This is a genomic window from Microbacterium sp. LKL04 (assembly GCF_900102005.1).
Lineage (GTDB): Bacteria > Actinomycetota > Actinomycetes > Actinomycetales > Microbacteriaceae > Microbacterium.
Genome location: NZ_LT627736.1, coordinates 1,297,663 through 1,323,706 on the forward strand (window position 1 = coordinate 1,297,663; position 26,044 = coordinate 1,323,706).

Consider the following 26,044-nt stretch of genomic DNA (forward strand, 5'->3'; position numbering starts at 1 on the left):
TCTACGCGGCGCATCGGACATCGGATCCGTCGCGGACGCTGCCCGCTCAGGCGCGTGGCGCGTGGTGGCGCTGCTGGGCGGCGAGGAGCCCCTCGTCGACGAGCTGCTCCACGGCATCCGCCGCGTCCCCGATCATGATCGGCAGCGTCTGGCGCTCGGCCGAACCGAACGGATCGAGGACCCAGTCGGCCGGGTCCTGGCGTCCCGGCGGACGGCCGATCCCGACGCGCACGCGGGGGAAGTCCGGCGTGCCGAGCGCTTTGGCCACGTCGCGGACGCCGTTGTGCCCGCCGTGCCCGCCACCGACCTTGAGCTTGAGCGAATCGAACGGGATGTCGAGCTCGTCGTGGACGACGACGACGCGTTCGGCGGGCACGCCGTAGAACGAGGCGAGACCGGCGACCGGCCCGCCGGAGACGTTCATGAACGAGTTCGGCTTCGCGAGCACGAGCTTCGCGCCGCCCGGCCGCAGCCACGACTCGGCCACGCGCGCCCCCGCCTTGTGCGATCGCAGCGACTCGGACCGGCGCCGCGCGAGCTCGTCGATCACCATCTGCCCGACGTTGTGACGGGTCGCCTCGTAGCGCGGCCCCGGGTTACCGAGTCCCACGATCAGCCAGGTGTCGGCCATGAACGGTCCTTTCGACGACGAAGCCCGTCGCAGCGGATGCGGCGACGGGCTTCGAACGCGGGTGTCTTACTCGGCGGATTCCTCGGCGGCAGCCTCGTCGGAGGAAGCCTCGGCGCCCTCCTCGGACTCCTCCGCCTCGTCCTCGACGGGCGCCGGCGGCAGCGCGACACCGACGATGAGCGTCTCGGGGTCGGTCACCAGCACCGCGCCGCGGGGCAGCGTCAGGTCAGCCGCGGTGATGTGCGCACCGTCCTCGAGACCCTCGACCGAGACCTCGACGTTCTGCGGGATGTGGGTGGCTTCGACCTCGAGCGTCACCGTGGTGTTCTCGAGGTTCGCGATGGTGCCCGGGAACGGCTCGCCGACGACGGAGACGGGGATGTCGACCTCGATCTTCTCGCCCTTCTTCACGACGAGGAGGTCGATGTGCTCGATGATCTGGTGCACGGGGTCCTTCTGGACGTCCTTGACCAGCGTGAGCTGCTGCTTGCCGTCGATCTCGAGCTCGAGCAGCGCGTTGGCGCGGCGGATGAGCAGCGAGACCTGGTGGCCGGGCAGGGCGACGTGCACGGGGTCCGTGCCGTGGCCGTAGATGACGGCGGGGATCTTGCCGGCGGCGCGCAGACGGCGGGCGAATCCCTTGCCGAACTGCTCGCGCAGCTCGGCGACGACCTTGGTGTCGGTCTCAGTCGACATGAGTGTTCTCCTTGCGGGCCTTCGCGGCCCAGTCAATCGGGGCCGGTACGGCCTCGTCTGTCATCGGGGCCGATACGGCCTCGACGTGGTCTGTGGTTCGACTCGAACGCATGCGCGTGAGGAAAGCCGCGAAGCCTGCTCACCGCGTCGATCACGGATGCGGTGCATCCCTCGCCGAAGTTCGCACCGAGTCTATCAGCGCGATGGATACGATGGAACGTCAGTCCCGCCACGCCCGAAAGACGGAGGAACCCATGGACTACGGATGGATGTCGCACGCACTGCTCTGGTTCGTCGGAGCGCTGAGCGCCGCAACCGCCGTCTGCGTCGTCGGCGCATTCTTCTCGATGGGCCGCGGCTACAAGGACTGATAGCGCAACACGGAATCGCCCCTTCGGTCCCAGCCGATACAGTGACCGATGGGGCTCAGCCGGTTCCCGGCATCCCCCTCCCTCCCGCTCGAACCCCACGCAGACCTGGAGCTACGCATGTCGTCGTCCCCTTCTTCCACCGGACATTCCAACGACCAGGACCAGGCTCCGAACGAAGCCACGCAGCAGCACGAGGGGGCGCCGCAGCCCGAAGAGGTCGACCGCCCCACCCACCCGGAGGCGGCGTCCACCGGCACCGAGTCCGGGTCCGCCAACATCGGCGTCGTGGGCCTCGCGGTCATGGGGTCGAACCTCGCCCGCAACCTCGCCTCCCGTGAGGGCAACACGGTCGCCGTCTTCAACCGGTCGCGGTCGAAGACCGACGAGCTGATCGAGGCCCACCCCGAGGCCGAATTCGTCCCCGCGTTCACGTACGAGGAGTTCGCCGCGTCGCTGCAGAAGCCGCGCACCGCGATCATCATGGTCAAGGCCGGCAAGCCGACCGATGCCGTCATCGACGAGCTCATGCGCGTGTTCGAGCCCGGCGACATCATCATCGACGGCGGCAACAGCCTGTTCACCGACACGATCCGCCGTGAGAAGGCGGTCTCCGAAGCCGGGTACAACTTCGTCGGCATGGGCGTCTCGGGCGGCGAGGAGGGCGCGCTCAACGGCCCGTCCCTCATGCCCGGCGGCCCCGATGAGGCCTGGGTCACGCTCGGTCCCATCCTGAAGTCGATCGCTGCGGTCGCCGAGGGCGAGCCCTGCGTCACCCACATCGGCCACGACGGTGCCGGTCACTTCGTGAAGATGGTGCACAACGGCATCGAGTACGCCGACATGCAGCTGATCGCCGAGGCGTACGACCTCATCCGTCGCGGCACCGGCAAGTCCCCCGCCGAGATCGCCGACGTCTTCGCCGAATGGAACCGCGGCGAACTCGAGTCCTACCTGATCGAGATCACCGCCGAAGTCCTCCGCCAGACGGATGCCACCACCGGCAAGCCCCTCGTCGACGTCATCGTCGACCAGGCGGGCGCCAAGGGCACCGGTGCATGGACGGTGCAGACCGCGCTCGACCTCGGCGTCCCCGTCTCCGGCATCGCCGAAGCCACCTTCGCCCGGTCGCTCTCGAGCCACCGCGAGCAGCGCGACGTCGCGGGCGAGCTCCCCGGACCGTCCTCCGAGGACTTCACCGTTCCCGACGCGGACGCGTTCATCGAGCAGGTTCGCCTCGCCCTCTACGCCTCGAAGATCGTCGCCTACAGCCAGGGCTTCGACGAGATCCGCGCCGGCGCCGCGCAGTACGGCTGGAACATCGACCTCGGAGCCGTCAGCAAGATCTGGCGCGGCGGCTGCATCATCCGTGCGCAGTTCCTGAACCGCATCGCCGACGCGTACGACGAGCAGGCCGACCTGCCCGTCCTGCTGACGGCGCCCTACTTCGTCGAGGCCCTCGGCCGGACGCAGGATGCCTGGCGTGAGATCGTCCGCGTGTCGGCGGCCGCCGGCATCCCGGCTCCCGCCTTCAGCTCGTCGCTGGCGTACTACGACGGCCTTCGCGCCGACCGCCTGCCGGCCGCCCTCATCCAGGGGCAGCGCGACTTCTTCGGCGCACACACGTACAAGCGGATCGACAAGGACGGCACCTTCCACACGGTGTGGTCCGGCGACCGCAGTGAGATCGAGGCCGAGGACACCCACTGAGTCGCACCGACACGGCGCTTCGCGTCCACCGCGTCGCCGCGCGCATCGTCCTCGCCATCCTCACCGCGCTCTACGCGTGGATGGTGGCGTGGATGACGTTGCGCGCGGCGCCGTACGGATCGGACATCGGCTCGGCCCTCGACCGGCTGCTGGTCTGGTTCGCCGAACGGCCCTCCACCGCGTGGATCACCTTCGACCGGGTGGAGTTCGGCGCGAACGTGGCGATGTTCGTCCCCCTCGGGGTCATCGCGGTCCTGTGGTTCGGCGTGCGGGGATGGTGGGCGGCCCCGATCCTCGGCGCCCTCGGGAGCGCGACGATCGAGGTGCTCCAGGCGGTCTTCATCGACACCCGCGTCTCGGACGTGCGGGACGTCGTCGCCAATACCCTCGGCTCAGTGATCGGTATGTGCCTCATGCTCCTCCTGGCATTCCTGCTCTCGCCGCCGAACCCGCGGCATCCGGTGCGATCCGAAGCGTGACCGAAGGCGTCGCATAGCGTGCGCATAGGAATGTCATGAGAATGAGAGACATGACGGTGCCTGCCCCCCTTCTCCAGCGCCCCGACGGCTCCCCCCTGCGCGTCCTCGTCGTCGACGACGAGCAGATGCTGACCGATCTGCTCTCGATGGCGCTCCGCATGGAGGGATGGGAAGTCCGCACCGCGGCGTCCGGCTTCGACGCGCTGAACGTGGCGCGCGAGTTCGCCCCCGACGCCATGGTGCTCGACATCATGATGCCCGACCTCGACGGCATGGCCGTCCTGCAACGTCTGCGCCAGGCCGGGGACGACGTCCCCGTCCTGTTCCTCACCGCGAAGGACTCGGTCAGCGACCGGGTCGCCGGCCTGACCGCCGGCGGAGACGACTACGTCACGAAGCCGTTCAGCCTGGAGGAGGTCGTGGCACGCCTGCGCGGGCTGATGCGCCGGGCCGGGGCATCCACCGACACCGCCGACCCGATCCTCCGCGTCGGCGACCTCACGCTCAACGAGGACTCCCACGAGGTGTTCCGCGGCGACGACGAGATCGAACTGACCGCCACCGAGTTCGAACTGCTCCGCTACCTCATGCGCAATCAGCGTCGCGTGCTGTCGAAGGCGCAGATCCTCGATCGCGTCTGGAACTACGACTTCGGCGGACGCTCGAGCGTCGTCGAGCTCTACATCTCCTACCTCCGCAAGAAGATCGACGCGGGCAAGGAGCCCCTCATCCACACCGTGCGCGGCGTCGGGTACATGATCAAAGCGAGCCAGTGAGCACGAAACCCCGACGGCGGCACCGCTGGAGTCTGCAGGCGCGGCTCATCACCGCCGTCGTCTCGTTCGTGTCGGTGATCCTCATCACCGTCGGGCTCGGCACGGGGACGGTGCTCGAGTCGATCCTGCGGGAGAACCTCGACGCGAAAGTCACCCGAGCGCAGGACTCGATCTACGTCGATCTCAACAACCGCGCCGAAGACATCCTCAGCGGCAGCCGTCAGGAGCGGGGCACGATCCTCGTCGTCAGCAACATCAGCGGCATCACCGCGGCCTACGTCGATGACGAGGGAAACGTGCGCTCGCTCGATGTCAGCCGCATCATGCTCGTCCCGTCGGACCAGGACGGCTGGGCCGACGCGACCGTCACCGGCCTCGGCCACTATCGCGTCCACGAAGAGCCGGGGCCGTACACGACCATCACGGGTCTGCCCACCTCGGAGGTGACGAGCGTCAGCGCTCGCATCGTCACCACGGTCGCGCTGCTGACGACGGGCGGTCTCCTCGTCCTCGCCGCGATCATCGCCCTCCTGATCCGTCGCGCTCTCGCACCGTTGCGATCGGTCGCCGCGACGGCATCCCGTGTCGCGTCGCTCCCCCTCTCCGAGGGCGCCGTCACGATCACCGAGCGCGTCCCCGACGAGGACACCGACGCACACACGGAAGTCGGACAGGTCGGTCACGCCCTCAACACCCTCCTCGATCACGTGGAGAGCTCGCTGGCCGCCCGCCAGCGCAACGAGGATCGGATGCGGGCCTTCGTCGCCGATGCGAGCCACGAGCTGCGCACGCCCCTCGCCTCGATCCGCGGATACTCCGAGCTCTCCCTCCGCGGCATCCGTCAGGCGGAGGCCTCCGGCCCTCACGCCGCCGGGGTGGTCGCCGACACGACGAAGGAGTCCCTGGAGCGCATCCAGGCGCAGTCGCTGCGGATGACGGCGCTCGTCGAGGATCTGCTGCTCCTGGCTCGCCTGGACGAGGGCACGGAACTGGTCTACAGCGCCGTCGACCTCACCCGGCTCGCCGTCGAAGCGGTCTCGGACGCCCGTGTCGCGGGCACCGATCACGATTGGGTGCTCGAGGTCGACGACGACCCGGCGATCGTCGCCGGTGACGCTGGGCGCCTGCACCAGGTCGCCGCCAACCTCCTCGCGAACGCCCGACTGCACACCCCCGCCGGCACCCGGGTCACGACGACCGTCGAGACCCAGGACGGTGAGGCGATCCTGCGGGTGCACGACGACGGCCCCGGAATCAACCCCTCCGTCGTGAACGAACTGTTCGAGCGGTTCAGCCGAGCGGATTCCTCGCGTGCCCGTCAGACCGGCGGTACCGGACTCGGGCTCTCGATCGCCAAAGCGATCATCACCGGACACGGCGGCCGGATCGTCGTGGACTCCGAGCCCGGCTCGACCACGTTCGAGGTGCGGCTGCCCGCCCGCCCCGACTCCCCCGCCGACGCCACCACCGAGTGAACTGATCGAGGTCCCGATCGGGCCGGAGGACGTCGATGCGTACCCGGTCCGATCGGGACCTCGATGCGGTTGAGGCAGCTCAGTAGCCGCTGAAGGCGTCCGTGGTGATGGACTTCGCTCGGTTCAGCGCGGGCGTCAGCGTGGCGATGAGCGCCGGCGGACCGGACACGAAGGCGTGTCGCCGGTCGATGTCGGGAACGTGGCGCACGAGGCTCTCGGCATCGAGCCGGTTCCCGCCGCCCCACGTCCAGCCGTCGGGCAGGTTCGTCGGTTCGTCACGGGTCACGACGATGACCGGGATGCCGGCGGCTTCGAGGTCGTCGCGGAAGGCAAGCTCCTCGCTCCCCGATGCCACGTAGACGAACACGACGTCGCGCTGCTCCTGACTCATCCGCAGGTGCCGCAGGTGCGACACGAACGGCGTGACCCCGATGCCGGCGGCCACCATGAGGACGGGCGTCTCGGTCTTGCGCGGCAGCACGAAGTCGCCCCAGATGCCGGTGATGGCCAGCTCGTCCCCCGGTTCGACGGTCGCGATCGCCTTCTTGTAGCTCGACTGCGACCCTTCCCGCATCGCGATCCGCACGACCGGCAGTTCCGCCGGCGAGGAGAGGATGCTGAACTCGCGCCGCGTCCCGCGCGAGTCGGGTCGCGCATGAGGCACCTCGAGCTCGAGGTACTGGCCCGGAGTGAACTTCACCGGCCGCTCCGCGCGGAAGCTGTACTCGCGCACACTCGGCGTCACCGCGGTGCGCTCGACGATCGTGAGGCGGACGGCGGTCCGGAGTGCGAAGACGAACGCGACGAGGTTGCCGATGAGCAGCGCGCGCTCCTGGCCGAGGGTGATGTCGCCGACCGCGAGTGGCCAGCCCGCCAGGATGCCGACCACGGCCGCAACGGTGAACTGCTGCCACCGTCGCGGCGGGAGCGTCAGCGGCTCCGACAGCATGAACGCGCCGAGGAACAGGAACGGCGACGACAGGACGAGGCTCGAGAACGTCATCGCGGGATCGAGGACGAGGCCCGCTTCCTGCGCCTGCACGATCGTGCGGACGAGGCCGACAGCGATCGCGACGACGAGGAACAGACCCACCACGCGCACCTTCTCGGTGCGCACGAGAACGGCGAGCCCCAGCAGGACCACGGGAACGGTCATCGCGGGAGAGCCGATCCACCAGGCGGAGAATCCGAGATCCGGCGCCCAGATGCTGACGATCGTGAGGGCACTCGCACCCACCGCTGCGGGATTGAAGATGTGGCGCCCCTGCCAGGCGAGGATGTACTTCGACGCCGACGCGATCGCCCCGGCCAGGGCGAGCCCCAGGAGCGCCATCGGTTCGATTCCCGGACGGAGAACGAACACCAGGATGAGGGCCGTGATGAGCGCCGATTCGATGCGCCACGGCCTGCGGACGATCCGCTGGGCGACGGCATCCACCACCATGATCGATGCGGCGAGGACCGCGAACGAGACCACGAGGTCGAGCGGGGCAACCGATACCGCACCGGTGAAGGAGAGCACGAGCGCGATGACGGCGAGAGCCGACAGCGCCAGCAGGACCAGGCGGTACATGGACAGCCGACCGAGCGCGCCGATGAGGCGCGTCCATCCGGCACTGAGGGACGAGATCACGAGAACAACTCCGCTTCGCATCGGGGGGACCATTCGACGGAGCCGTCGGTGCCCATTCGCACCCATTCGGCTCCCCATTCGGCGGCCAACCGGGGGCCGCCGTCGAAGAACAACGCGGTCGCGACGGCATCGGCCGTCATCGCGTCGGAGGCTGCGGCCCAGGTGGCCGCGTATCGGCGCACCGGCTGACCGGTGCGGGCGTCGAGCACGTGGTGGAGACCGTCGCCCCACGCCCGCCGGTTGACCGCCGAGGCGCAGAGGGCGGCATCCGTCACCGACCAGACCCCGATCGCACGCGACGCGTCGTACGGATGCTCGAGAGCGATCCGCTGCGTCGCCGCGCGAACGGCGATGTCGCCGCCGGCATCCACGACCGCGGGGCCCGCCGGGACGAGCTCCAGCACGATGTCCGCGAGACGGCCCTTGCCGAGCGCTCCGACGTCGATCAGGGCAGGCTCCGCGAGGGAGAGCGTCTCGGGAGACCATACGAGGAGGTCCCGCCAGTTTCGGGGGGCCGACACGACACCACGATCGACGAGCGAGTAATCGGCGTCGTAGCCGCGCCGCGCCAGCGCATCTCCGACGAGGGGGTTCACGGCCCCGGCAGTGGCGGTGTCGAGAGCATCGTAGGCGTCGAGCATGGCGACGGCGTCGACTGGAGCCGGCACCTCCCCGCCCTCCGTCCTCAGCCGACTCACGAGCGACTCGGCGCGGAAGCGCGACCACTCCAGGTCGAACGCGACGATGGCGTCCGTGATCTGATCACGGACGCCATCGTCGAGCGGTGATGCGGCGTCGATACGCCATACCGTTCCGATCGCCTCGAACGTCCACGAGTGGACGAGGGGGGCGATCGAGGTCATGACGCGGCTTCGGTCCGGATCTCCTTGACCGCGGCGTTGAACCCACCGCTGGTGAGGGAGGAGCCGCCGACCTTGTCGACCGACAGATCGTCGAGCTTCTTGCCGACGACCTCGTCCTGGATGCCGCCGATGAAGTCGCCCTGGTACTGCCGCGTCTCACGAGCCTTCGGCTCGCCGGTCACCTCGACGTCGGTCACGGTGCCGTCCGCGAGGGTCAGGGTGACCGAGATCTCCTCGACCGATTCCGGGGTCTGGTACGTGCCGTTGGCGGTGTACGTGCCGTCCTTGTAGGTGCCGGTGGACGCACCGCTCCCCGCGTCGGCGGAGGCGGACGGGTTCTGCGACGAGGTGCCGGCGTCCGTGGATCCGGACGTGGTCTGGCCGGCGCAGCCGGCGAGCAGGGCGAGTCCTGCAACGGATGCGGCGGCGGCACCGACACGGATCGGCCGGGGTACGGCGGTGGTGCGGATCATGAGAGGTCCTCCTTGTGTCGTTCCCGCCCGGTCTGGGGTACGGGGCGTTGACCTCAAGAAAAGCCAGTCCTCACATGCCGATGCTTGCAGAAGCCTATGCATCGGCTGAAGACGACGGCCGTACGTGAACGTGAGGTTAACGGACAGCCGGATTCCTGTCCACCAGGAGGGTCTGGGATCAGGCCGCGCCGTCGAACATGCTCGTGACGGAACCATCCTCGAAGACCTCGCGGATGGCGCGCGCGAGCAGCGGTGCGATCGGCAGGATCGTGAGGCTCTCGAACCGCTTCTCAGGGGGCAGCGGAACCGTGTCCGTGACGACGACCTCGTCGATCGACGCATCCTGGAGACGCTCGGTGGCGGGGTCGCTGAAGATCGCGTGCGTCGCCGCGACGATCACGCGCTCGGCGCCGTTCGCTTTGAGTGCCTGGGCCGCCTTGACGATGGTGCCGCCGGTGTCGATCATGTCGTCGACGAGGAGGCAGACGCGGCCGTCGACCTGACCGACGATCTCGTTGACCGTGACCTGGTTCGCGACGTTGGGGTCGCGGCGCTTGTGGATGATGGCGAGCGGTGCGCCGAGGCTGTCGGACCAAGTGTCGGCGACCCGCACGCGGCCGGTGTCGGGCGAGACGACCGTGAGCTTGGCGCGGTCCTCCGGCGAGAGCGTGTTCTCGAAGTACTCGAGGAGGACGGGCTTGGCGAACAGGTGGTCGACGGGGCCGTCGAAGAAGCCCTGGATCTGGGCCGCGTGGAGGTCGACGCTCATGACCCGGTCAGCGCCGGCGGTCTTGAAGAGATCTGCCACGAGGCGTGCACTGATCGGCTCGCGGCCGCGGCCCTTCTTGTCCTGACGCGAATAGGGGAAGTAGGGCGCGACGACGGTGATCCGCTTGGCGGATGCGCGCTTGGCGGCATCCAGCATGATGAGCGTCTCCATGAGCCACTCGTTGACCGGCGGGCCGAAGCTCTGGATGAGGAAGAAGTCGCAGCCGCGGATCGACACCTCGAAACGGGTCAGGATCTCGCCGGAGGCGAAGGTGCGGTGCTCGGTGGGCACCAGCTGGGTGCCGAGGGCTGCGGCGACGTCGGTCGACAGTTCCTCGTGCGAGCGGCCCGACGCGACGACGAGGCGCTTCTTGGTCTTGGCCACCAGGCCCGGCGCGATTCCGCGCTCGGTGTCGAGGTCAACCGTGTGCTGCTTCTTGCGACCCATCGCCAGCTTCCTGTGCGGACCGGGCGCGAGCGGCGGCTTCTGCCGCTCCCGTTCCCGGTCGATTGTTCTCGACCCACCCGGCGATGTTCCGCTGGGGGGCGATGCTGAGGGCGAGGGCGCCGGCCGGGACATCCTTGCGGATCACGGCTCCTGCACCCGTCTTCGCGCCCTCACCGATCCTAACGGGCGCGACGAACACGTTGTGCGAGCCGGCGTGGACTTCGTCTGCGATCTCGGTGCGGTGCTTGGTGAGATCGTCGTAGTTCGCGGTGATCGCCCCGGCACCGAGGTTCACGCCCCGTCCGATCGTCGTGTCACCGATGTAGGACAGGTGCGGGACCTTGCTGCCCTCGCCGATCACGGAGTTCTTGATCTCGACGAAGGTGCCGACCTTGCCGCGCTCGCCCAGTTCGGCTCCCGCGCGCAGATACGCGAACGGACCGACGGTCGCACCGGCGCCGATGACGGCGAGGGTCGCGTCCGTGCGCGTCACGGTCGCACCGGCACCGACCTCGCAGTCGACCAGGCTCGTGTCGGGCCCGATGGTCGCGCCCTCGGCGACGCTCGTGGCGCGCAGGACGTGCGTGTTCGGCAGCACCGTCACGTCGGGGGCGAGCGTCGCCGTGACGTCGATCCACGTCGTCGCCGGGTCGATGATCGTGACCCCTTCGAGCTGCCAACGGCGGACGGTGCGGGCGTTGAGCAGTCGGCCCACCTCGGACAGCTGGACGCGGTCGTTGACACCGTACGTGACGGTGACGTCGGTGGCGACGGATGCCGCGACCCGGCCCTCCGCGCGGCGCAGCAGCGCGACGACGTCGGTGAGGTACTTCTCGCTCTGCGCGTTGTCGGTGCCGAGCTGCGGCAGGTGCGTGCGGAGGGCCGATGCCGCGAAGACGTACATCCCGGCGTTCACCTCGGTGACGGCGGCCTCGTCGGGCGAGGCATCCTTCTGCTCCACGATGCGGGCGACGCTGCCGTCGCTCTCGCGGATGATGCGGCCGTACCCGGTCGGATCGTCGACGACGGCGGTCATGAGCGTCGCGTCGGCCCGGGTTGCACGGTGCTCGGCGACGAAGGCGTCGAGCGTGCCGAAGTCGGCCAGCGGGCAATCGCCGCTGAGGACCAGGACGTCCCCGTCGAAGCCGGTCAGCGCACCGAGCGCGACCTCGACGGCACGCCCCGTGCCGGGGATCTCATCCTGATCGACCACGACGACCTTGGGCGCGACGCCCAGCACGGCGTCGGCGACCTGGTCGCGCTCGTGGCGCACGACGACCACGACGTGCGCGGGCCCGAGGTCGAGTGCGGTGTCGAGGACGTGACCGAGAAGAGGTCGTCCGCCGATGCGGTGCAGGACCTTGGGGAGAGAGGACTTCATCCGCGTGCCCTGTCCAGCGGCGAGGATGACGACGGCCAGGCGCGAATCGAGGTTCTCGGTCATGCTCCGCCGCCAGGACTCGAACCTAGACCTCACAGCTCCAAAGGCTGTCGTGCTGCCATTACACCACGGCGGACCGCAGCCGTCCGGGGTCCGGCGGCCGCCTGACAAGTCTGCCATGCGACCGCCGTCCCTCCGGGCGCGTCAGCGACGCACCGTCACCGTGAGCGGCTTGCTCGTCGTCGTGCCGGCGGCGTTCCGGAACTCCACAGTGAACACGTGCGATCCGCGGCTGAGACCGGATGCCGCGTAGCTCGCCCGCTGCGCCTTGGGTGTACGCGCCACCAGGTCACCCTCCGCCACGACGCGGCCGTCCTCGAACACCCGGTAGGACGTGGCGTTCGTGCCCCACCACAGGTCCGCGGTCACGGTGAAGGTGCCATCGCCGTCGTAGTCGTCGTGGCTGAGGACAGGGATGCCGGGGGCCGCGGCATCCACGACGACCGTCATCTCGGCGGTGCGCGTCTCGCCGCGCGTGTTCGCCAGCACGGCGGTGTAGCGGTACGTACCGTCGGCTCGTCCCGCGATCGGCACCCGGGCGGTCTGCGCCCGCGTACCCCGGTACGCGAGGGGCACGGTGCTCAGGAGAGTGCCGTTCTCGTAGAAGCGCACCGACGAGGCGTTCTCACCCCACCAGAGGTTCATGGTGACCGTGAAGTCGCCGTCCTTCAGTCCGGTGTCGTACCCGTTGTCGTTCGATAGGGTCGCCTCCGCCGGCCGCGCCGTGGCGGTGTCGGCGTCCGCCCGGACGAGTCCGGCGCGGATGTCGGACAGAAGGGCCCGGGCGCGGTCGACGTCGGCCGCGGTGGGCCAGGTGGCAGCGACGACGATGCGGGCCTTCTCAAGCCCCGCCGGGACCCGCTTCGCCGACCACGCCGTGTACGGCGCGGTGTCGAGCTCTGCGAGCTCGGCGATCTGCGCGGCGAGCTCGTCGGTCGAGACCCGGTCGCCGGTGCGGACGACGCGGATCTGATCGACGGTGCCCCACGCTTCGGCGGGCAGATCGGCGGCGACACCGACGGTGAGGATCCCGTCCGACCCGACCGTGATGGCGGGGGTCGTGCCGGTTTTGAACTGCTGCCAGCCCTCCAGCGGGATGGGAGCATCGGCGGTGCGAGCTCCGCTGGTCGCGGTGACCGTAAGGGCACCGCTCCCCTCTCCGTCTCCCTGCGCGGTCGCCGAGACGGCGTACGTGCCGGGCGTGACGCCCTCGATGCGCTGCGTCACGGCGAATCGGTACGCGGACCCGGACCAGAACGACACGGCACGAGCGCCGGCCGCGGCATCCGTCGTCGCTCCGATGGCGGCGCCGGTGCCGGTCACGGTCCACGGCGATGCGCCCGATGATTCGAAGCCCCCGTCGCGCACCCAGGCGGCCGCCGTGACGGTGACGGCGGCCGTCACGTCCGTGTCGGCGGCACGACCGCGAACGGTGTACTCGCCGGGCCCGGTGATCCACGAGACCGCGTCCGACCAGGTAGCGGGCGTGGTGCGGACCGCCCCGTCCCAGGCGCGGACGTTCACGGAGGCGGGCAGGGTCACCGGTTCGCCTTCGCGGACGGTCACGGCGACCGGCAGCACGACGGGTGCGGGCGCCTCGCCGACGAGCACGAGACCCTCGAAGGCGGCCTCCAGCGCAGTCTCGGCGGCGGTGACGCGGTCGGCGCTCGGGGCCGACGACGACAGGACGAGACGCGCGATGCGCACGGCCTCGTCGAGCGTCTCGATCGATCCCGTGGTGGCGGCCGCACGGTCGACGTCGTCCGCGCGCGTGACGAGCGCCCGGAGGTCGGCGGTGTCGACCGCGTCGGCGGCCCGGGTGAGCACGAGGTCGTCGAGGGTGCCCCACGCGCCGGCGGGAAGGGATGCCGTGACCTCGATGGTCGCGGTGCCGCCCTCGACGACGGTGACGGCGTCCGTCGCGGGCGTCGACCAGGCACGCCAACCGTCGAGCCCGAAGTCGGCCGAGGCCGCAGCGTCCCCCGACGAGACGGTCAGCCGGACGGTCCCGTCGTTGCCCTCCCCGTCACCCTGGAGTGCTCCCGATGCGGAGTACCGGCCCGCGGGGAGCCCCGTCACGGTCTGACGGAGCGTGTAGGTGTAGGCCGACCCGGAGTAGAAGTGCGCCGACCGCGTACCCGTGCGGGGATCATCGGTCGACCGCAGCGTCAGTCCCGCACCGGTGGCGCGCCACATCGACACATCCGCATCCTCGAATCCGGGGTTCCGCAGTGCGTTCACCGGACGGATGACGACGGTCACCGTCGTCGCATGCCCCCATGCGGTCGTGCCGCCCAGTGTGTACGTGCCCGGTCCGCCGATCCACTCGGCATCCCGCGACCACTCGACCGTCTCGTCGTCGACGGAACCGTCGTTGAAGGTGACGGCGACCGTCGACGGGAGGACGATCTCGTCCCCGTCGGTGAGGGTGACCGTGGGGTCCTCGACGTCGACGACCTGGCGCGGGGCGACGGCGCCGGTGCGGGCGTAGGAGAACACGTTCAACGATTCGAGCGGGACACCGTCGGCGGCGAAGAGCGCCTGGTTGTCCCAGGCCGATCCGCCGTACCAGTGCCCGGCGTCCTCGGGCTCGTACCCGCCCGCGAAGCTCGACGCCCAGCCTGATCCGTCACGCTCCCACAGCACCTTGTTCTGCTCGAGCCGCTCGGGCGGGCCGACCGGGAGCCAGGCCGGCTCCCAGTAAAAGACGCCGATACCGGCGTCGCCCACGTCGACGACCGCCTGGATGACGTCCCGCACCGCGGTGGCCTGGCCTTGCACCGAGACGGGGTACTGCGTCGCCTCGGAGGGGAGGTCGATGACGTTGCCGTGACCGTCGGCGTCGTCGAGGGTGTGCGCCCACGACGTCTCGGCGACCATGACCTTCTTGTCGTACGTGTCGGCCACCTGCCGGAGGACGGAGGTCAGGTTGGCGGTGCTCCCGTGCCAGAAGGGGTAGTAGGACGACGCGAAGACGTCGTAGTCGACGCCGTAGGACTTCAGGTTGGCGGCGTAACCGGCGTAGCGGCCCGCCGTCTCGGGGTTGGTGAAGTGCACCGCGACGAGCGCGTCGGGGAACACGTCGCGGACGGCGGCCGAACCGGCGGAGAAGATCTTCGACATCCCCGGCCACCCGGTGACCCCTGCGACGGCGTTGTTCGTCTCGTTGCCGACCTGCACCATGTGCACGTCGACACCGGCGTCGGCGAACTCTTCGAGGGCGTCGGCGGTGTACTCCCGGGTCCGACCGGCCTTCTCGTCGACGCTGAGATCCCGCCACGCCTTCGGCGCCTGCTGTTTCGCCGGGTCCGCCCAGAAGTCCGAGTAGTGGAAGTCGACGAGGACGCGCAGCCCCGCCTCGGTGGCGCGTTTACCGATCTCGACGGCGCGGTCGACGTCGACGTCACCGCCGCCGTAACCGTTGCCGTCGGCGTCGAACGGGTCGTTCCAGACGCGGACGCGGACATCGGTGACGTCGTGGTCTGCGAGGACGTCGAACAGGTCGGCGGGCTCACCGTCGTCGTCGCGGAAGACGACGCCGGAGGCCTCGAGGGAGAGCACGGACGAGACGTCCACGCCGTTGATGAAATCGGCCGGCAGGCCGTCGACCTTGCGGACGGCGATGCCCGCGTCGACGGGTCCCTCCGCGGCCGAAGCGGCGGGCGCGGCGATCGCGCCGGCACCCAGCAGACCGAGGACGAGGGCGGTGGTGGTGGAGACGGCGGTCGTCCGCCGGGCGCGCGATGCAGGCATCGAGGGGATCCTCTTCGATCTCGGCGGTCACGTCATCGCCCGCCTGTTACCGGTCACAGTAGCAGGCGCTCTGCGATGATGAGGGGATGGTCCCCGAACATGACGAGGTCGACCGGATCGTGAGCGCGTGGGTCGCGCAGCGGCCGGATCTCGACTTCTCCCCCCTCGAGGTCCTCTCGCGCGTGGACCGCCTGTCCCGCCACCTCGACCGCGCCCGCCGCGAGGCGTTCCACCGCAGCGACCTGGAGCCGTGGGAGTGGGACGTGCTCTCCGCGCTCCGCCGCGCCGGCGAGCCCTACACGCTGAGCCCGAAGCAGCTCCTGCAGCAGACCCTCGTCTCGAGCGGCACGATGACCAACCGCATCGACCGTCTCGTCGAGCGCGGCCTCGTCGTCCGCGCCGCAGATCCCGGTGACGGCCGCGGTGTGCTCGTGACCCTGACCGAAGAGGGCCGGAACCGAGTGGATGCCGCGATCACGAGACTCGTCGACGCCGAGGCGGAGCTGCTCGGTCAGCTCTCGCGCGCCGACCGCGAGCGCCTCGCCGGGCTGCTGCGCAAACTCAGCCTCGGCTTCGACGCCTGAGCGCGACATGGCGATGCGAGCTCCGCTCCCCGTCCGCGACGGGGTGGGTCCCACCCGGCTGCGGGTACCGCGGACGGGTCCGTGGGAGACGATCGCCGACTACGTGACCGGCCGGTTCTCGCACATCGACTCCGAGATCCTCCTCGGTCGCTTCGACCGCGGTGAGGTCGTCGCCTTCGACGGCACGAAGCTCACGCGGGAGACGCCGCTGGGGGCCGAGGACTTCGTCTGGTACTACCGCGAGCCGCCCGACGAGCCCGACATCCCGTACGACGTCGCGGTGCGCCACCTCGACGACGATCTGCTGGTCGTGGACAAGCCGCACTTCCTGCCGACGACACCGGGCGGCGGGTTCCTGATGAACTCCGCCCTCGTGCGCCTGCGCCGGCGGTTCGACAACCCGGATCTGACGCCCATCCACCGACTCGACCGGGCGACGGCCGGTCTCGTGATGTTCTCCGTCCGCCCGGCGACCCGCGGCGCGTACCAGACCCTGTTCGCCGACCGCGCCGTCGAGAAGGTCTACGAAGCGGTCACAGCGATTCCGGCGGACGGGATGCCGGAGCTCCCCCGCGTCGTCCGGTCGCACCTCACGAGCACCCGCGGAAGCCTCCGGGCCATCGTGCAAGAGGACCGCGAACCGAACGCCGAGACTCTCGTCGAGGCGATCCGCATCGGCGAGACCACCGCCCACCTCCGCCTGCATCCGCGGACGGGCCGCATGCACCAGCTGCGTGCTCACCTCGCCGGGATCGGCCTCGGCATCCTGGGCGACCGGTTCTACCCCGACCTGCTCGACGAAGCGCCGGACGACCCCGAGCACCCGCTGCAGCTGCTGGCCCGCGAACTGCGCTTCGTAGATCCCCTGAGCGGCCGAACGCGCGAGTTCACGACCGGCCTCACGCTGCGCGAAGCGGGTCGCGTCTGATCAGCCCAGCTGCTCGCTGAGTTCGAACCACCGCTCTTCGGCTTCGGCGACCTCGGTCTCCATCGCGGTGATCTGCTGCATCTTCTCGCCGAGCCCGACGTAGTCGCCCTGGTCGTGATCGGCGAGTGCCGTCCGCGCCTTCGTGATCTGGTCGGAGAGCTTGGCGATCCTGCGCTCGAGGCTCGTGACCTCCTTCTCGGCGGTGCGACGGTCCGCACCTGAGAGTGCGGATGCCGTCGGTGCCGCGGCATCCGCCTTCTGACCGCCGGGAGTCGCCGCACCCGTCGCCTGCGGCTGACTCGCCCGCAGGCGCAGGTATTCCTCGATGCCGCCCGGAAGGTGTCGGAGCCCGCCCCCCATGACGGCGTACTGCTGGTCGGTGACGCGCTCCATGAAGTAGCGGTCGTGCGAGACAACGATGAGGGTGCCCGCCCAGGAGTCGAGGAGGTCCTCGATGGCGGCGAGCATGTCGGTGTCGAGGTCGTTCGTCGGCTCGTCGAGGATCAGGACGTTCGGCTGGTCGAGGAGGATCAGCAGCAGCTGCAGGCGCCGCTTCTGACCGCCGGAGAGGTCCTTCACGGGGGTGGAGAGCTGCGCCGAGGCGAAGCCCATCCGCTCGAGGAGCTGCCCGGGCGTGAGTTCCTGAGCCTTCGAACCGGCACCGAACGTGTAGGTCGTCCGCAGCCGCGAGACGACGACGCGCACGGGCTCGTGCAGGTGCGGATCGAGCTCGTCCATCCGCTGCGTGAGGGTTGCGACCTTCACGGTCTTGCCGTGCTTGACCCGCCCGCTCGTCGGCTGGACGGCGCCGGAGACGAGGCCGAGGAGCGTTGACTTGCCGGCGCCGTTGACGCCGAGGATGCCGGTGCGCTCCCCCGGCGCGATGCGCCACTCGACCCCGCGCAGGATGTCACGGCCGTCGTACGCGACACCCGCTTCGAGCAGGTCGACGACGTCCTTGCCGAGCCGTGCGACCGCGAGGGACTGCAGCGAGACCCGATCGCGAATCTCGGGGACGTCGGCGATGAGCTCGTTGGCCGCGTCGATGCGGAACTTCGGCTTGCTCGTGCGGGCAGGGGCACCGCGGCGGAGCCAGGCGAGCTCCTTACGTGCGAGGTTCTGCCGCCGTGCCTCGATCGAGGCGGCCTGGCGGTCGCGCTCGACGCGCTGCAGGATGTACGCCGCGTAGCCGCCGTCGAACGGCTCGACGATGCGGTCGTGCACCTCCCACGTCTTCGTGCAGACCTCGTCGAGGAACCACCGGTCGTGGGTCACCACCATGAGCGCCCCGGAGGAGGGCGACCAGCGCCGCTTCAAGTGCTCGGCAAGCCAGGCGATGCCCTCGACGTCGAGGTGGTTCGTGGGCTCGTCCAGCGCGAGCACGTCCCAGTCCCCCGTCAGCAGCTGCGCGAGGGCGACACGACGACGCTGACCACCGGAGAGCGTGCCGATGGCGGCATCCCAGTCGAGGTCGGACAGCAGGCCCGCGATGACGTCGCGCACCTTCGCATCCCGCGCCCACTCGTGCTCGGGGCCGTCGCCGACGACGGCGCGCCCCACGGTGAGGTCGTCGGGGAGGACGTCGCTCTGCTCGAGCACCCCGATCGTCACGCCGCCGCGGACGGTCACCCGGCCGGAGTCGGGGTCACGGCGACCGGCGAGCATCGCCATGAGGCTCGACTTGCCGTCGCCGTTGCGGCCGACGATGCCGATGCGGTCGCCCTCGTCGACGCCGAGCGAGACGCCGTCGAAGACCACTTTGGTCGGGTATTCCAGGTGCAGGGCCTCGGCCCCGAGAAGATGTGCCATCGCCTCCAGGCTACGCGGCGTCGCCTGACCGGCCCGCGTGTGCGGCCCGCCGGTTGTGTGAGGCGAGGGCGAGGAGACCGACGAGGGCGCCCGCGAAGAGGATGACCGCCGGCCACACACCCGAACGGCCCGCGAGGCTCAACGACGAGAACACGAAAACGGCGATGCCGACGACGCGCGCCACGATCGACCCGGGCGGCACGACGTCGGCATTCGTCAGCATCGGAATGCGGCGACCGGCGTTGGCGCGCAGCGTCGCCCACAGCGACCACACCAGCAGAACACCGCCGAGGAGGATCCCTATCCAGGCGAGCGTGTCCACGGTCAGTACCAGAAGCTCAGACGCGGCGTGGTGGTCGCGGCGAAGACCCGCGCGACGCGGTGCGGGTCGTCCGTCTCGATGCGGCCGGCTCGGGCGAGCGTCACCGGCGAGATTCCGCCGAGGAGGATCGCGGACAGCTCCGCAACGCCGAGACGCACGAGCAGCACACCGAGAGGCGCCTCGTCGACCACGTCGACACCGGGCGCCTCGCCGGCCGACAGGACGAACGTCCCGTCCGCAATGCCGAGCGCGTCGGTCACCTCCAGCGCGATGACGTCCTCGATGTCGTAGTTGCGCGCGGCCAGCGTCGCCGGGACGTCGAGCACACGCAGATAGTGGTGGTCGCGGCTGGTGATGCGCGCCGCTCGCTTGTTGTCGATCATCCACCAGAGCGGCTCGTCGACCGATAGCTCGCTGGCCCGGACGGTACCCACCAGATCGAGGGACAGGAGGAAGCGCCAGAGCCCGGCGTAGGCGGCATCCGTCCCCGCCACCACCCGGGACACCGTGGCCGTCGAGGCAGCCCAGTCGTCGTCGTCCTCGCTGATGCTGTAGATCGCAACGCCCTCGACCTCGCCCGACGACGATCGGTACTGCACGACGCGCAGCTTGTCGGCCTTCTCGACATCAGGACGCGTTCCGAACGTGCGGTCCCAGTGGCCGCCGGGCATGGAGATCTCGCCGGGCGTATCCAGACGGACCCTCTCGTACAGCGCGGTCGCAGCATCCCGCCCTTGCTCCCGCGTGACGTAGTCGATGCGCCCCGGGGCGACCGGACCGATCCACCCGGTGCGACGTGTGGAGATCTCCCACGACGTGGCGGTGACCGCGGGCGCGAAGCCGAATCGGCCGTAGATGCCGGACTCGCTGACGGTGAGGCCCGCGATCGGGAACCCGAGCGAGACCGCGGTGCGCAGCTCGCCTCGCATGAGGGTGCTCAGGATGCCGCGACGCCGGTGCGTGGGCGCCACCGTGACGGCACTGACAGCGCACATCGGGATCGCCGAACCGCCAGGCAGGGTGAGCTCCGTCCCCCACGACGCGAATGTCGCGACCGGGACGTCCGCCTGCACACCGCCGTCGTCGTAGACGCCCACCTTGCGGCGGTATCCGTTGTGCGCGAAGGACTCGGTGTACTGGACCTCGGTGGGCTCCCCGTCCAGGAAGCCACGGGCGACGGCATCCTGCCACCGGCGTGTGCCTTCACGATCGTCGTCTCCGACGCGAGCAGCCCGGAGGCCCCGGGCCTCGAATGTCGAGGCCAGGTGTTCGTCGAGCGCGGTCGAATGGAACTGGTCAGCGAGAGAGCTCATGCCCCCAGGCTATGCGGGGGTGGCGACACGATGCCAGGTCAGACCAGCCTCGCGCCGGCGACAGGACCCGAGACCGCGTGGGCCTGCCGACCCGCCGCCCCCAGACGCTCCGCGACCTCGCGGGCGTGTCCCGCGCTCGAGGCGAGGAACGCGACCGTCGGGCCCGACCCTGACACGATGCCGCCCAGCGCCCCGGCGGCGAGACCCTCATCGATGAGTACGGCGAGGTCGGGACGGAGGTGGACCGCGGCGAGCTGGAGGTCGTTGCGGATCGCCGCGCCCAGGGCCGCGGCATCCCCCGACCGAAGAGCCCGCAGGACCGCGGGGTCCACCGACGGGGTCGCCCGGTCGGGGGCGATGTCGGCGTCCGCGCGCAGGCGGTCCAGCGTGCCGTACACCTCGGGAGTCGAGAGCCCGCCGCCGTCCGCGACGAGGACCCACGCGAAGGAACCGCGACCGAGAGCCGGAGCGAGCTCGTCTCCGCGCCCCGTCCCGACCGCTGTGCCGCCCAGGAGCGCGAACGGGACGTCAGCGCCGAGCTGCGAACCCAGCGCGTGCAGGTCGCCCGAGCTGAGACCGCCGTCGATCAGATCGTTGACAGCGACGAGAGCCGCCGCCGCATCCGCCGACCCGCCTCCCATGCCGCCGGCGACGGGGACGCCCTTGTGGATCTCGAGACGGATGCCGCCCTCCCATCCGACGGCGCCCGTCACCAGGCGCGCCGCGCGCAGGGCGAGGTTCGAGGCGTCGAGCGGGACGCCCGACACGTCCACGTCACCGCTCACGGAGAGACTCGTGACGTCGGCATGCGACGCCCACACGTCCTCGAACAGCGAGACCGCCTGATACACCGACGCCACGTCGTGGTAGCCATCGTCGCCGACGGGGCCGACCTCGAAGAAGAGGTTGATCTTGCCCGGCGCGCGCACGTGGACGCGCCGGGCAGTATCGAGGGGCAGACTCACGCGTTCGCCGAGTCGGCCCACAGGTCGACGTCGATCGCACCCGACAGCTCGTCGATGCGCGCGAGTTCGTCGTCGTCGAACGGCGCCCCGTCGACGGCGGCGAGGTTCTGGTCCAGCTGCTCCGGACGCGATGCGCCGATGAGGGCGGAGGTGACCACCTCGTCGCGCAGCACCCACTGGATGGCCATCTGTGCGAGCGTCTGGCCGCGCTGCTGGGCGATGTCGTTGAGTGAGCGGAGAGTGTCGAGCGCCTTCTCGTTGAGCCGGCCGTCGGGCAGCGAGAACCGGCTCTGGGCGCGCTCGGCGCGGCCGTCGCCGAGGTACTTGTCGGTGAGCAGGCCCTGCGCGAGTGGGGTGAAGGCGATGGCACCCATGCCGGCCGTCTTGAGCGAGTCCGTCAGACCGTCCTCGACCCAGCGGTTGAGGATCGAGTAGGAGGGCTGGTGGATGATGAGCGGCGTGCCGAGGCTCTTCGCCACGGCGACGGCCTCTTCGGTGCGCTCCGCACTGTAGGAGGAGATGCCGACGTAGAGGGCTTTGCCCTGACGCACGAGCGTGTCGAGGGCGCCGATGGTCTCCTCGATCGGCGTCACGGGGTCGGCGCGGTGGGAGTAGAAGATGTCGACGTAGTCGACGCTCATGCGCGTGAGCGACTGCTCGGCGCTCGCGATGAGGTACTTCCGCGATCCGTAGTTGCCGTACGGGCCCGGCCACATGTCGTAGCCGGCCTTGGACGAGAGGATCAGCTCATCGCGGTACGGTGCGAAGTCCTCGCGCATCATGCGACCGAAGTTCGTCTCCGCCGAACCGAACGGCGGGCCGTAGTTGTTCGCCAGGTCGAAGTGGGTGACGCCCCGGTCGAAGGCGTGCCGGAGCAGAGTACGCTGGTTGTCGAAGGGGATGTTGTCCCCGAAGTTCCACCAGAGTCCCAGCGAGATCGCCGGCAGATACAGGCCGCTCGAGCCGACCTGGCGGAAGGCCCCCGCATCGTAGCGGGAGGATGCCGCCTGATAGGGGCGGTGGGTGTCGCCATTGCGCGACGAGGGGAAACGGTCCGCGTAGTCGGTCATCACCCCAGGCTAGCGATGCCGGACACCCGAAACGTCGGCGAAACGACCGACATCTACTCTTGCCCGACCGAACATGCACAACAAGGAGAACATATGGCGCGACTGACTGCACTGCCGTCCGAGGGTGGTTCCTGGACCGCACTCCTCGAACGCGAGGACATCGTCCTCATTGGAGGCATGCTGCATCTGCGCCATGACGACACCACTCCCGAACAGGCGCGCATCGCCGACCTGCTGCTGATCGCCGACTCCCTCTCGGATGCCGGCATCCCGCATCTCCTCATCCGGCACTCCCGCTCCGTGCCGGGTCTCGTCGTCGACCTCGACCACCGCAATCGCGCGCTGAGCGTGCTCGCGGATCGGGCCGTCACCGAGCCGCTGTACGCGAAGGCCAAGGGCGGTACGCCCGTGCCGCTCGGCGAGCTCCGCCTGCGCGCGTCTGGCCCCTCCTCGGTGCGGGTGTTCCGTCCGCGCATCGCCGGGGAGCTCCGCTACGGCGCCGGCCACGGCGTGCGGCTCGAGTTCTGGCGTTTCGGCGAGGAGCTGGTCGAAGCGCCCCACGCCAATGACCTCACGCGTCGCGTCTTCGCGGCGGAGGACGTCGAGCCGGCGACTGTCGAGCGGTACGGGCGCACGTGGCAGACCGTGCAGGGCATGTTCGACCCGCACCCGGGCGACGTGACGCACGAGATCGACATGGTCTTCTCATGGGTCGACGGCTCGTCGTCGGAGTTCCAGCGCCAGCGCGCGGCGCAGATGTCGGAGTACGTGGTCGGTGACGGCGACGATGGGCCCGCCCGCTACCGTCACGTCGACGAGCTGCGGTACGCCCTCCGGAGCGTCCACATGTACGCGCCGTGGGTGCGTCGCATCTTCATCGCGACCGACTCCCCCGCCCCCGCCTGGCTGCTCGACCACCCGAAGGTGACGATCGTCCGCAGCGAGGAGTTCTTCGAGGACACCTCGGTGCTGCCGACCCACAACTCGCACGCGGTGGAAGCGCAGCTGCACCGCATCGAGGGGCTGTCGGAGCACTTCCTGTACTCGAACGACGACATGTTCTTCGGGCGGCCACTGTCGCCCGAGCTCTTCTTCTCGCCCGCAGGCGTCTCGTCGTTCGTCGAGTGCGACGTGCGTATCGGGACGGGACCGCGGCGCGTCGCCCGCAGCGGCCACGACAATGCGCTGCGACTGAACCGCGAGCTGCTCCAGGAACGCTTCGGCCGTACGATCGTCCGCGACCTCGAACACTGTGCAGCGCCCCTGCGCCGCTCGGTGATGGTCGAGCTCGAGAAGGAGTTCCCCGAGGAGATCCGGCGCACCGCGGCATCCCGCTTCCGGTCAGCCACCGACGTGTCGGTGACCAACTGCCTGTACCACTACTACGCGCAGTTCACAGGGCGCGCTATCGCGTCGACGGCGCCGCGGGTGCGGTACTTCCAGACGACGCAGGCGGCGTCTCTGCGCCGCATGGAGCGACTCGCCGAGCGCAGCGACGTGGACATGTTCTGCCTCAACGACGGCGGCGACCTCGAGGTGCCCGAAGCGGTGCGCGTGCGTGCCGTGACGGGTCTGCTCGAGCGGCTCTTCCCGGTGCGCGCGCCGTGGGAGGATCCTGCGGTCAGCGCAGCGCCGGCACGCCCGGTCGAGCTGCACGCGTGACGGAGCCGGCGACGCCCGCCTCGCGCAGGCGTCGCTGAGCCTCGTCGGGGTCGATGTACTCCAGCGGACGCGGCACATCGATCGGGACGACCGAGTGGACGACCGTGTCGTCGTAGACGTGCACGAGGTTGTAGGCCTGCGCGCCGTCCTGCGGGCGGCTGCCGCCGACGGGGACGGTCAGATCCTGCGCGTAGCAGGTCGACGAGGCGACCGACACGGGGATCCCCGCGAACGTCGCGAAGGTCGAGTAGTGCAGGTGGCCGGCGATGATCGCGCGCACGTCCGTGCCGCGCAGGACGCCTGCCAGCCGGTTCTGGTCGCGAAGCTCGACGCTCGCCGCGAGCGGGAGGACGCTTGGAACCGGCGGGTGGTGCATCGCGAGGACGGTGCCGAGCGGCGCGGGTGTTGCGAGGATGCCGCGCAGCCACGCGAGCTGGGCGTCGGAGAGCTCGCCGTGGTGGTGTCCGGGCACGCTCGTGTCGAGGGTGACGATGCGGAGCCCGTCGAGCTCGTCGACCCGATCGTAGGGCGCCGTCGGGTCGGTCGGCGTCTCGTCGAGCAGGTGCTCCCGGAACGCGCCGCGGTCGTCATGGTTGCCCATGACCCACAGCAGACGCGCCCCGAGCCGTTCGGCGAACGGCTCGACGAGCGCGCGTATCGCGTCGTACGCGGCGGCCTCGCCGAGATCGACGAGGTCGCCCGTGAAGACGATCGCGTCGGGCGCGATGCCGCTGGTTTCGATGGCGTCGAGGGCTGCGGTCAGCGATGCTTCACCGTCGACACTGTCGAACAGACGGGGTCCCGGGCCACGCAGGTGCGTGTCACTCAGGTGGAGCAGGATCCGTTCGGCGGCCGGATGCTCGGCGCGGCGCATGGTCACTTCTTCCGTCAGTGCGAGAGCTCGGGTGCCCCCGCCTTGCTCCGTCACGTTACCGGGATGTTTCGGGAACCCGCGATGAACGACGCGCGAACTCGCTGAGAACGAGGTGGTGTGTCGCGTCGGGAGGAGATGACGGATGCCGAGCGGTCAGGCGCGGGCGATGCGGACGAAGTCCTCGATCGTGAGTTCCTCGCCGCGGGCAGTCGGTGCCACGCCGGCGCGCTCGAGCACCTCGCTGGCCGCGGCGGACGAGCCGCCGAGCACGGTGGACAGCGCTTGGCGGAGCATCTTGCGGCGCTGCTGGAACGCCGCGTCGACGATCGCGAAGGCGCGCAGACGCTCCTCCTCGGTGCCGCGCGCCGCGGCATCCCGTTCGAAGCCGACCAGGACACTGTCGACGTTGGGGACGGGCCAGAACACCTGACGCGAGACGGTGCCGGCGAGGCGCCACGTGCCGTACCAGGCGGCCTTGACGCTCGGAGCACCGTAGATCTTCGAGCCCGACGGAGCCGCGAGGCGTTCGCCGACCTCGGCCTGCACCATGACGACGCCGCGCTGAATGGTCGGGAAGTGCTCCATGAAGTGCAGGAGCACCGGGACGCTGACGTTGTACGGCAGGTTCGCGACGAGGACGTCGGGGTCGCCGGGGAGCTCGCTCACCCGCAGGGCGTCCTGGGCCACGACGGTGAGCGCACCGTCGGGCACGCCGTGCGCCGCGGCTGTGGCCGGCAGGCGCTCGGCGAGGCGGTGGTCGATCTCGACGGCGGTGACCGGGGCGCCGGTCTCGAGGATGGCGAGGGTCAGCGAGCCGAGACCCGGCCCCACCTCGACGACGCGGTCGGCCGATGTCACGCGCGCGGCCGTGACGATCTTGCGGACCGTGTTGGCGTCGACGACGAAGTTCTGCCCGAGCTTCTTGGTCGGGGTGACGTCGAGGTCGGCGGCGAGGGCGCGGATCTCGGCGGCTCCGAGGAGGGTGACGGGCATGGGTTCCAGC

At 70.0% G+C, this 26,044-nt stretch carries 22 protein-coding genes and 1 tRNA gene; 7 read left to right on the forward strand and 16 right to left on the reverse strand.

Annotated elements, in window-relative coordinates:
* Nucleotides 1-46: 46 nt before the first annotated feature.
* Nucleotides 47-631, reverse strand: a complete 585-nt coding sequence (gene pth, locus BLP38_RS06435; protein ID WP_091354701.1) for an aminoacyl-tRNA hydrolase — start codon at nucleotides 629-631, stop codon at nucleotides 47-49.
* 66 nt (nucleotides 632-697) lie between these two features.
* Nucleotides 698-1,327: a 50S ribosomal protein L25/general stress protein Ctc gene (locus BLP38_RS06440; protein ID WP_091354704.1), complete on the reverse strand. Its 630-nt coding sequence runs from the start codon at nucleotides 1,325-1,327 to the stop codon at nucleotides 698-700.
* A gap of 488 nt (nucleotides 1,328-1,815) precedes the next feature.
* Here BLP38_RS06440 and gndA point away from each other — a divergent pair, with 488 nt between their 5' ends.
* The 4 genes from gndA to BLP38_RS06460 all read left to right on the forward strand — a co-directional run bounded on the left by gndA (nucleotide 1,816) and on the right by BLP38_RS06460 (nucleotide 6,135).
* Nucleotides 1,816-3,405: an NADP-dependent phosphogluconate dehydrogenase gene (gene gndA, locus BLP38_RS06445; RefSeq protein ID WP_091354707.1), complete on the forward strand. Its 1,590-nt coding sequence runs from the start codon at nucleotides 1,816-1,818 to the stop codon at nucleotides 3,403-3,405.
* 92 nt (nucleotides 3,406-3,497) lie between these two features.
* Nucleotides 3,498-3,884 (forward strand): VanZ family protein, encoded by a 387-nt coding sequence (locus BLP38_RS06450; protein WP_231916577.1) that lies wholly within the window; start codon nucleotides 3,498-3,500, stop codon nucleotides 3,882-3,884.
* A 50-nt stretch (nucleotides 3,885-3,934) separates the two neighbouring features.
* Entirely contained in the window at nucleotides 3,935-4,660 is a 726-nt protein-coding gene (locus BLP38_RS06455) for a response regulator transcription factor (protein ID WP_091354714.1), read from the forward strand.
* A complete protein-coding gene (locus BLP38_RS06460) occupies nucleotides 4,657-6,135 on the forward strand; it encodes a sensor histidine kinase (protein ID WP_091354717.1) in 1,479 nt (492 codons plus the stop codon). Before BLP38_RS06455 ends, BLP38_RS06460 begins: the two co-directional genes overlap by 4 nt.
* A 79-nt stretch (nucleotides 6,136-6,214) precedes the next feature.
* Here the strand turns inward: BLP38_RS06460 and BLP38_RS06465 are convergent, their stop codons facing one another.
* The 7 genes from BLP38_RS06465 to BLP38_RS06495 all read right to left on the reverse strand — a co-directional run bounded on the left by BLP38_RS06465 (nucleotide 6,215) and on the right by BLP38_RS06495 (nucleotide 15,514).
* Nucleotides 6,215-7,789, reverse strand: coding sequence for an FAD-dependent oxidoreductase (locus BLP38_RS06465; RefSeq protein WP_231916578.1), 1,575 nt, complete (start codon nucleotides 7,787-7,789; stop codon nucleotides 6,215-6,217).
* Nucleotides 7,765-8,631, reverse strand: coding sequence for an FAD:protein FMN transferase (locus BLP38_RS06470; RefSeq protein ID WP_091354723.1), 867 nt, complete (start codon nucleotides 8,629-8,631; stop codon nucleotides 7,765-7,767). Before BLP38_RS06470 ends, BLP38_RS06465 begins: the two co-directional genes overlap by 25 nt.
* Complete coding sequence (locus tag BLP38_RS06475) at nucleotides 8,628-9,104, reverse strand: FMN-binding protein (RefSeq protein WP_091354726.1); 477 nt, start codon at nucleotides 9,102-9,104, stop codon at nucleotides 8,628-8,630. Before BLP38_RS06475 ends, BLP38_RS06470 begins: the two co-directional genes overlap by 4 nt.
* Nucleotides 9,105-9,282: 178 nt before the next feature.
* Nucleotides 9,283-10,320, reverse strand: a complete 1,038-nt coding sequence (locus tag BLP38_RS06480) for a ribose-phosphate diphosphokinase (RefSeq protein ID WP_091354730.1) — start codon at nucleotides 10,318-10,320, stop codon at nucleotides 9,283-9,285.
* Nucleotides 10,292-11,764, reverse strand: a complete 1,473-nt coding sequence (gene glmU / locus BLP38_RS06485; protein WP_091354733.1) for a bifunctional UDP-N-acetylglucosamine diphosphorylase/glucosamine-1-phosphate N-acetyltransferase GlmU — start codon at nucleotides 11,762-11,764, stop codon at nucleotides 10,292-10,294. Before glmU ends, BLP38_RS06480 begins: the two co-directional genes overlap by 29 nt.
* Nucleotide 11,765: 1 nt before the next feature.
* Nucleotides 11,766-11,837: transfer RNA gene (locus BLP38_RS06490), tRNA-Gln, on the reverse strand.
* A 68-nt stretch (nucleotides 11,838-11,905) separates the two neighbouring features.
* On the reverse strand, nucleotides 11,906-15,514 hold the full coding sequence (locus tag BLP38_RS06495) for a glycosyl hydrolase 53 family protein (RefSeq protein ID WP_091354737.1): 3,609 nt from the start codon (nucleotides 15,512-15,514) through the stop codon (nucleotides 11,906-11,908).
* Between the two features lie 86 nt (nucleotides 15,515-15,600).
* Between BLP38_RS06495 and BLP38_RS06500 the strand changes: the two genes are divergently transcribed.
* Both BLP38_RS06500 and BLP38_RS06505 read left to right on the forward strand, forming a co-directional pair.
* Nucleotides 15,601-16,098 carry a MarR family winged helix-turn-helix transcriptional regulator gene (locus BLP38_RS06500; protein WP_091354740.1) on the forward strand — a complete coding sequence of 166 codons (498 nt, stop codon included), beginning with the start codon at nucleotides 15,601-15,603 and terminating at the stop codon, nucleotides 16,096-16,098.
* 13 nt (nucleotides 16,099-16,111) lie between these two features.
* On the forward strand, nucleotides 16,112-17,026 hold the full coding sequence (locus tag BLP38_RS06505) for a pseudouridine synthase (RefSeq protein WP_231916598.1): 915 nt from the start codon (nucleotides 16,112-16,114) through the stop codon (nucleotides 17,024-17,026).
* Here BLP38_RS06505 and BLP38_RS06510 read toward each other — a convergent pair whose 3' ends face one another.
* The 5 genes from BLP38_RS06510 to mgrA are packed head-to-tail and all read right to left on the reverse strand — an operon-like array spanning nucleotide 17,027 to nucleotide 22,505.
* Complete coding sequence (locus BLP38_RS06510) at nucleotides 17,027-18,835, reverse strand: ABC-F family ATP-binding cassette domain-containing protein (RefSeq protein ID WP_091354743.1); 1,809 nt, start codon at nucleotides 18,833-18,835, stop codon at nucleotides 17,027-17,029.
* A gap of 10 nt (nucleotides 18,836-18,845) precedes the next feature.
* The gene (locus BLP38_RS06515) at nucleotides 18,846-19,157 is read right to left on the reverse strand and encodes a hypothetical protein (RefSeq protein WP_091354746.1); all 312 of its coding nucleotides are present in this window, start codon (nucleotides 19,155-19,157) and stop codon (nucleotides 18,846-18,848) included.
* Between the two features lie 2 nt (nucleotides 19,158-19,159).
* Nucleotides 19,160-20,470: a GNAT family N-acetyltransferase gene (locus tag BLP38_RS06520; protein ID WP_091354749.1), complete on the reverse strand. Its 1,311-nt coding sequence runs from the start codon at nucleotides 20,468-20,470 to the stop codon at nucleotides 19,160-19,162.
* Nucleotides 20,471-20,508: 38 nt separating this feature from the next.
* Nucleotides 20,509-21,435: a 4-(cytidine 5'-diphospho)-2-C-methyl-D-erythritol kinase gene (locus BLP38_RS06525; protein WP_091359602.1), complete on the reverse strand. Its 927-nt coding sequence runs from the start codon at nucleotides 21,433-21,435 to the stop codon at nucleotides 20,509-20,511.
* Nucleotides 21,432-22,505, reverse strand: coding sequence for an L-glyceraldehyde 3-phosphate reductase (gene mgrA / locus BLP38_RS06530; RefSeq protein ID WP_091354752.1), 1,074 nt, complete (start codon nucleotides 22,503-22,505; stop codon nucleotides 21,432-21,434). The genes BLP38_RS06525 and mgrA overlap by 4 nt, the downstream gene beginning before the upstream one ends.
* A 93-nt stretch (nucleotides 22,506-22,598) precedes the next feature.
* On the opposite strand from mgrA, the gene BLP38_RS06535 reads away from it, so the two are divergent.
* Nucleotides 22,599-24,167, forward strand: coding sequence for a stealth conserved region 3 domain-containing protein (locus tag BLP38_RS06535; RefSeq protein ID WP_091354755.1), 1,569 nt, complete (start codon nucleotides 22,599-22,601; stop codon nucleotides 24,165-24,167).
* Here BLP38_RS06535 and BLP38_RS06540 read toward each other — a convergent pair.
* Together BLP38_RS06540 and rsmA are read right to left on the reverse strand one after the other, a co-directional pair.
* On the reverse strand, nucleotides 24,127-25,041 hold the full coding sequence (locus BLP38_RS06540; RefSeq protein ID WP_091354758.1) for a phosphodiesterase: 915 nt from the start codon (nucleotides 25,039-25,041) through the stop codon (nucleotides 24,127-24,129). The two genes, BLP38_RS06535 and BLP38_RS06540, sit on opposite strands and share 41 nt — an antisense overlap.
* Before the next feature lie 153 nt (nucleotides 25,042-25,194).
* On the reverse strand, nucleotides 25,195-26,034 hold the full coding sequence (gene rsmA / locus BLP38_RS06545; RefSeq protein WP_091354761.1) for a 16S rRNA (adenine(1518)-N(6)/adenine(1519)-N(6))-dimethyltransferase RsmA: 840 nt from the start codon (nucleotides 26,032-26,034) through the stop codon (nucleotides 25,195-25,197).
* Nucleotides 26,035-26,044 lie beyond the last annotated feature (10 nt).

Excerpts from the sequence above, each read along its gene's own strand:
- pth (WP_091354701.1), bottom strand. The coding sequence starts at position 631 with ATGGCCGACACCTGGCTGATCGTGGGACTCGGTAACCCGGGGCCGCGC.
- BLP38_RS06440 (WP_091354704.1), bottom strand. The coding sequence starts at position 1,327 with ATGTCGACTGAGACCGACACCAAGGTCGTCGCCGAGCTGCGCGAGCAG.
- gndA (WP_091354707.1), top strand. The coding sequence starts at position 1,816 with ATGTCGTCGTCCCCTTCTTCCACCGGACATTCCAACGACCAGGACCAG.
- BLP38_RS06450 (WP_231916577.1), top strand. The coding sequence starts at position 3,498 with ATGACGTTGCGCGCGGCGCCGTACGGATCGGACATCGGCTCGGCCCTC.
- BLP38_RS06455 (WP_091354714.1), top strand. The coding sequence starts at position 3,935 with ATGACGGTGCCTGCCCCCCTTCTCCAGCGCCCCGACGGCTCCCCCCTG.
- BLP38_RS06465 (WP_231916578.1), bottom strand. The coding sequence starts at position 7,789 with ATGCGAAGCGGAGTTGTTCTCGTGATCTCGTCCCTCAGTGCCGGATGG.
- BLP38_RS06470 (WP_091354723.1), bottom strand. The coding sequence starts at position 8,631 with ATGACCTCGATCGCCCCCCTCGTCCACTCGTGGACGTTCGAGGCGATC.
- BLP38_RS06475 (WP_091354726.1), bottom strand. The coding sequence starts at position 9,104 with ATGATCCGCACCACCGCCGTACCCCGGCCGATCCGTGTCGGTGCCGCC.
- BLP38_RS06480 (WP_091354730.1), bottom strand. The coding sequence starts at position 10,320 with ATGGGTCGCAAGAAGCAGCACACGGTTGACCTCGACACCGAGCGCGGA.
- glmU (WP_091354733.1), bottom strand. The coding sequence starts at position 11,764 with ATGACCGAGAACCTCGATTCGCGCCTGGCCGTCGTCATCCTCGCCGCT.
- BLP38_RS06495 (WP_091354737.1), bottom strand. The coding sequence starts at position 15,514 with ATGCCTGCATCGCGCGCCCGGCGGACGACCGCCGTCTCCACCACCACC.
- BLP38_RS06500 (WP_091354740.1), top strand. The coding sequence starts at position 15,601 with ATGGTCCCCGAACATGACGAGGTCGACCGGATCGTGAGCGCGTGGGTC.
- BLP38_RS06505 (WP_231916598.1), top strand. The coding sequence starts at position 16,112 with ATGCGAGCTCCGCTCCCCGTCCGCGACGGGGTGGGTCCCACCCGGCTG.
- BLP38_RS06510 (WP_091354743.1), bottom strand. The coding sequence starts at position 18,835 with ATGGCACATCTTCTCGGGGCCGAGGCCCTGCACCTGGAATACCCGACC.
- BLP38_RS06520 (WP_091354749.1), bottom strand. The coding sequence starts at position 20,470 with ATGAGCTCTCTCGCTGACCAGTTCCATTCGACCGCGCTCGACGAACAC.
- mgrA (WP_091354752.1), bottom strand. The coding sequence starts at position 22,505 with ATGACCGACTACGCGGACCGTTTCCCCTCGTCGCGCAATGGCGACACC.
- BLP38_RS06535 (WP_091354755.1), top strand. The coding sequence starts at position 22,599 with ATGGCGCGACTGACTGCACTGCCGTCCGAGGGTGGTTCCTGGACCGCA.
- BLP38_RS06540 (WP_091354758.1), bottom strand. The coding sequence starts at position 25,041 with ATGCGCCGCGCCGAGCATCCGGCCGCCGAACGGATCCTGCTCCACCTG.
- rsmA (WP_091354761.1), bottom strand. The coding sequence starts at position 26,034 with ATGCCCGTCACCCTCCTCGGAGCCGCCGAGATCCGCGCCCTCGCCGCC.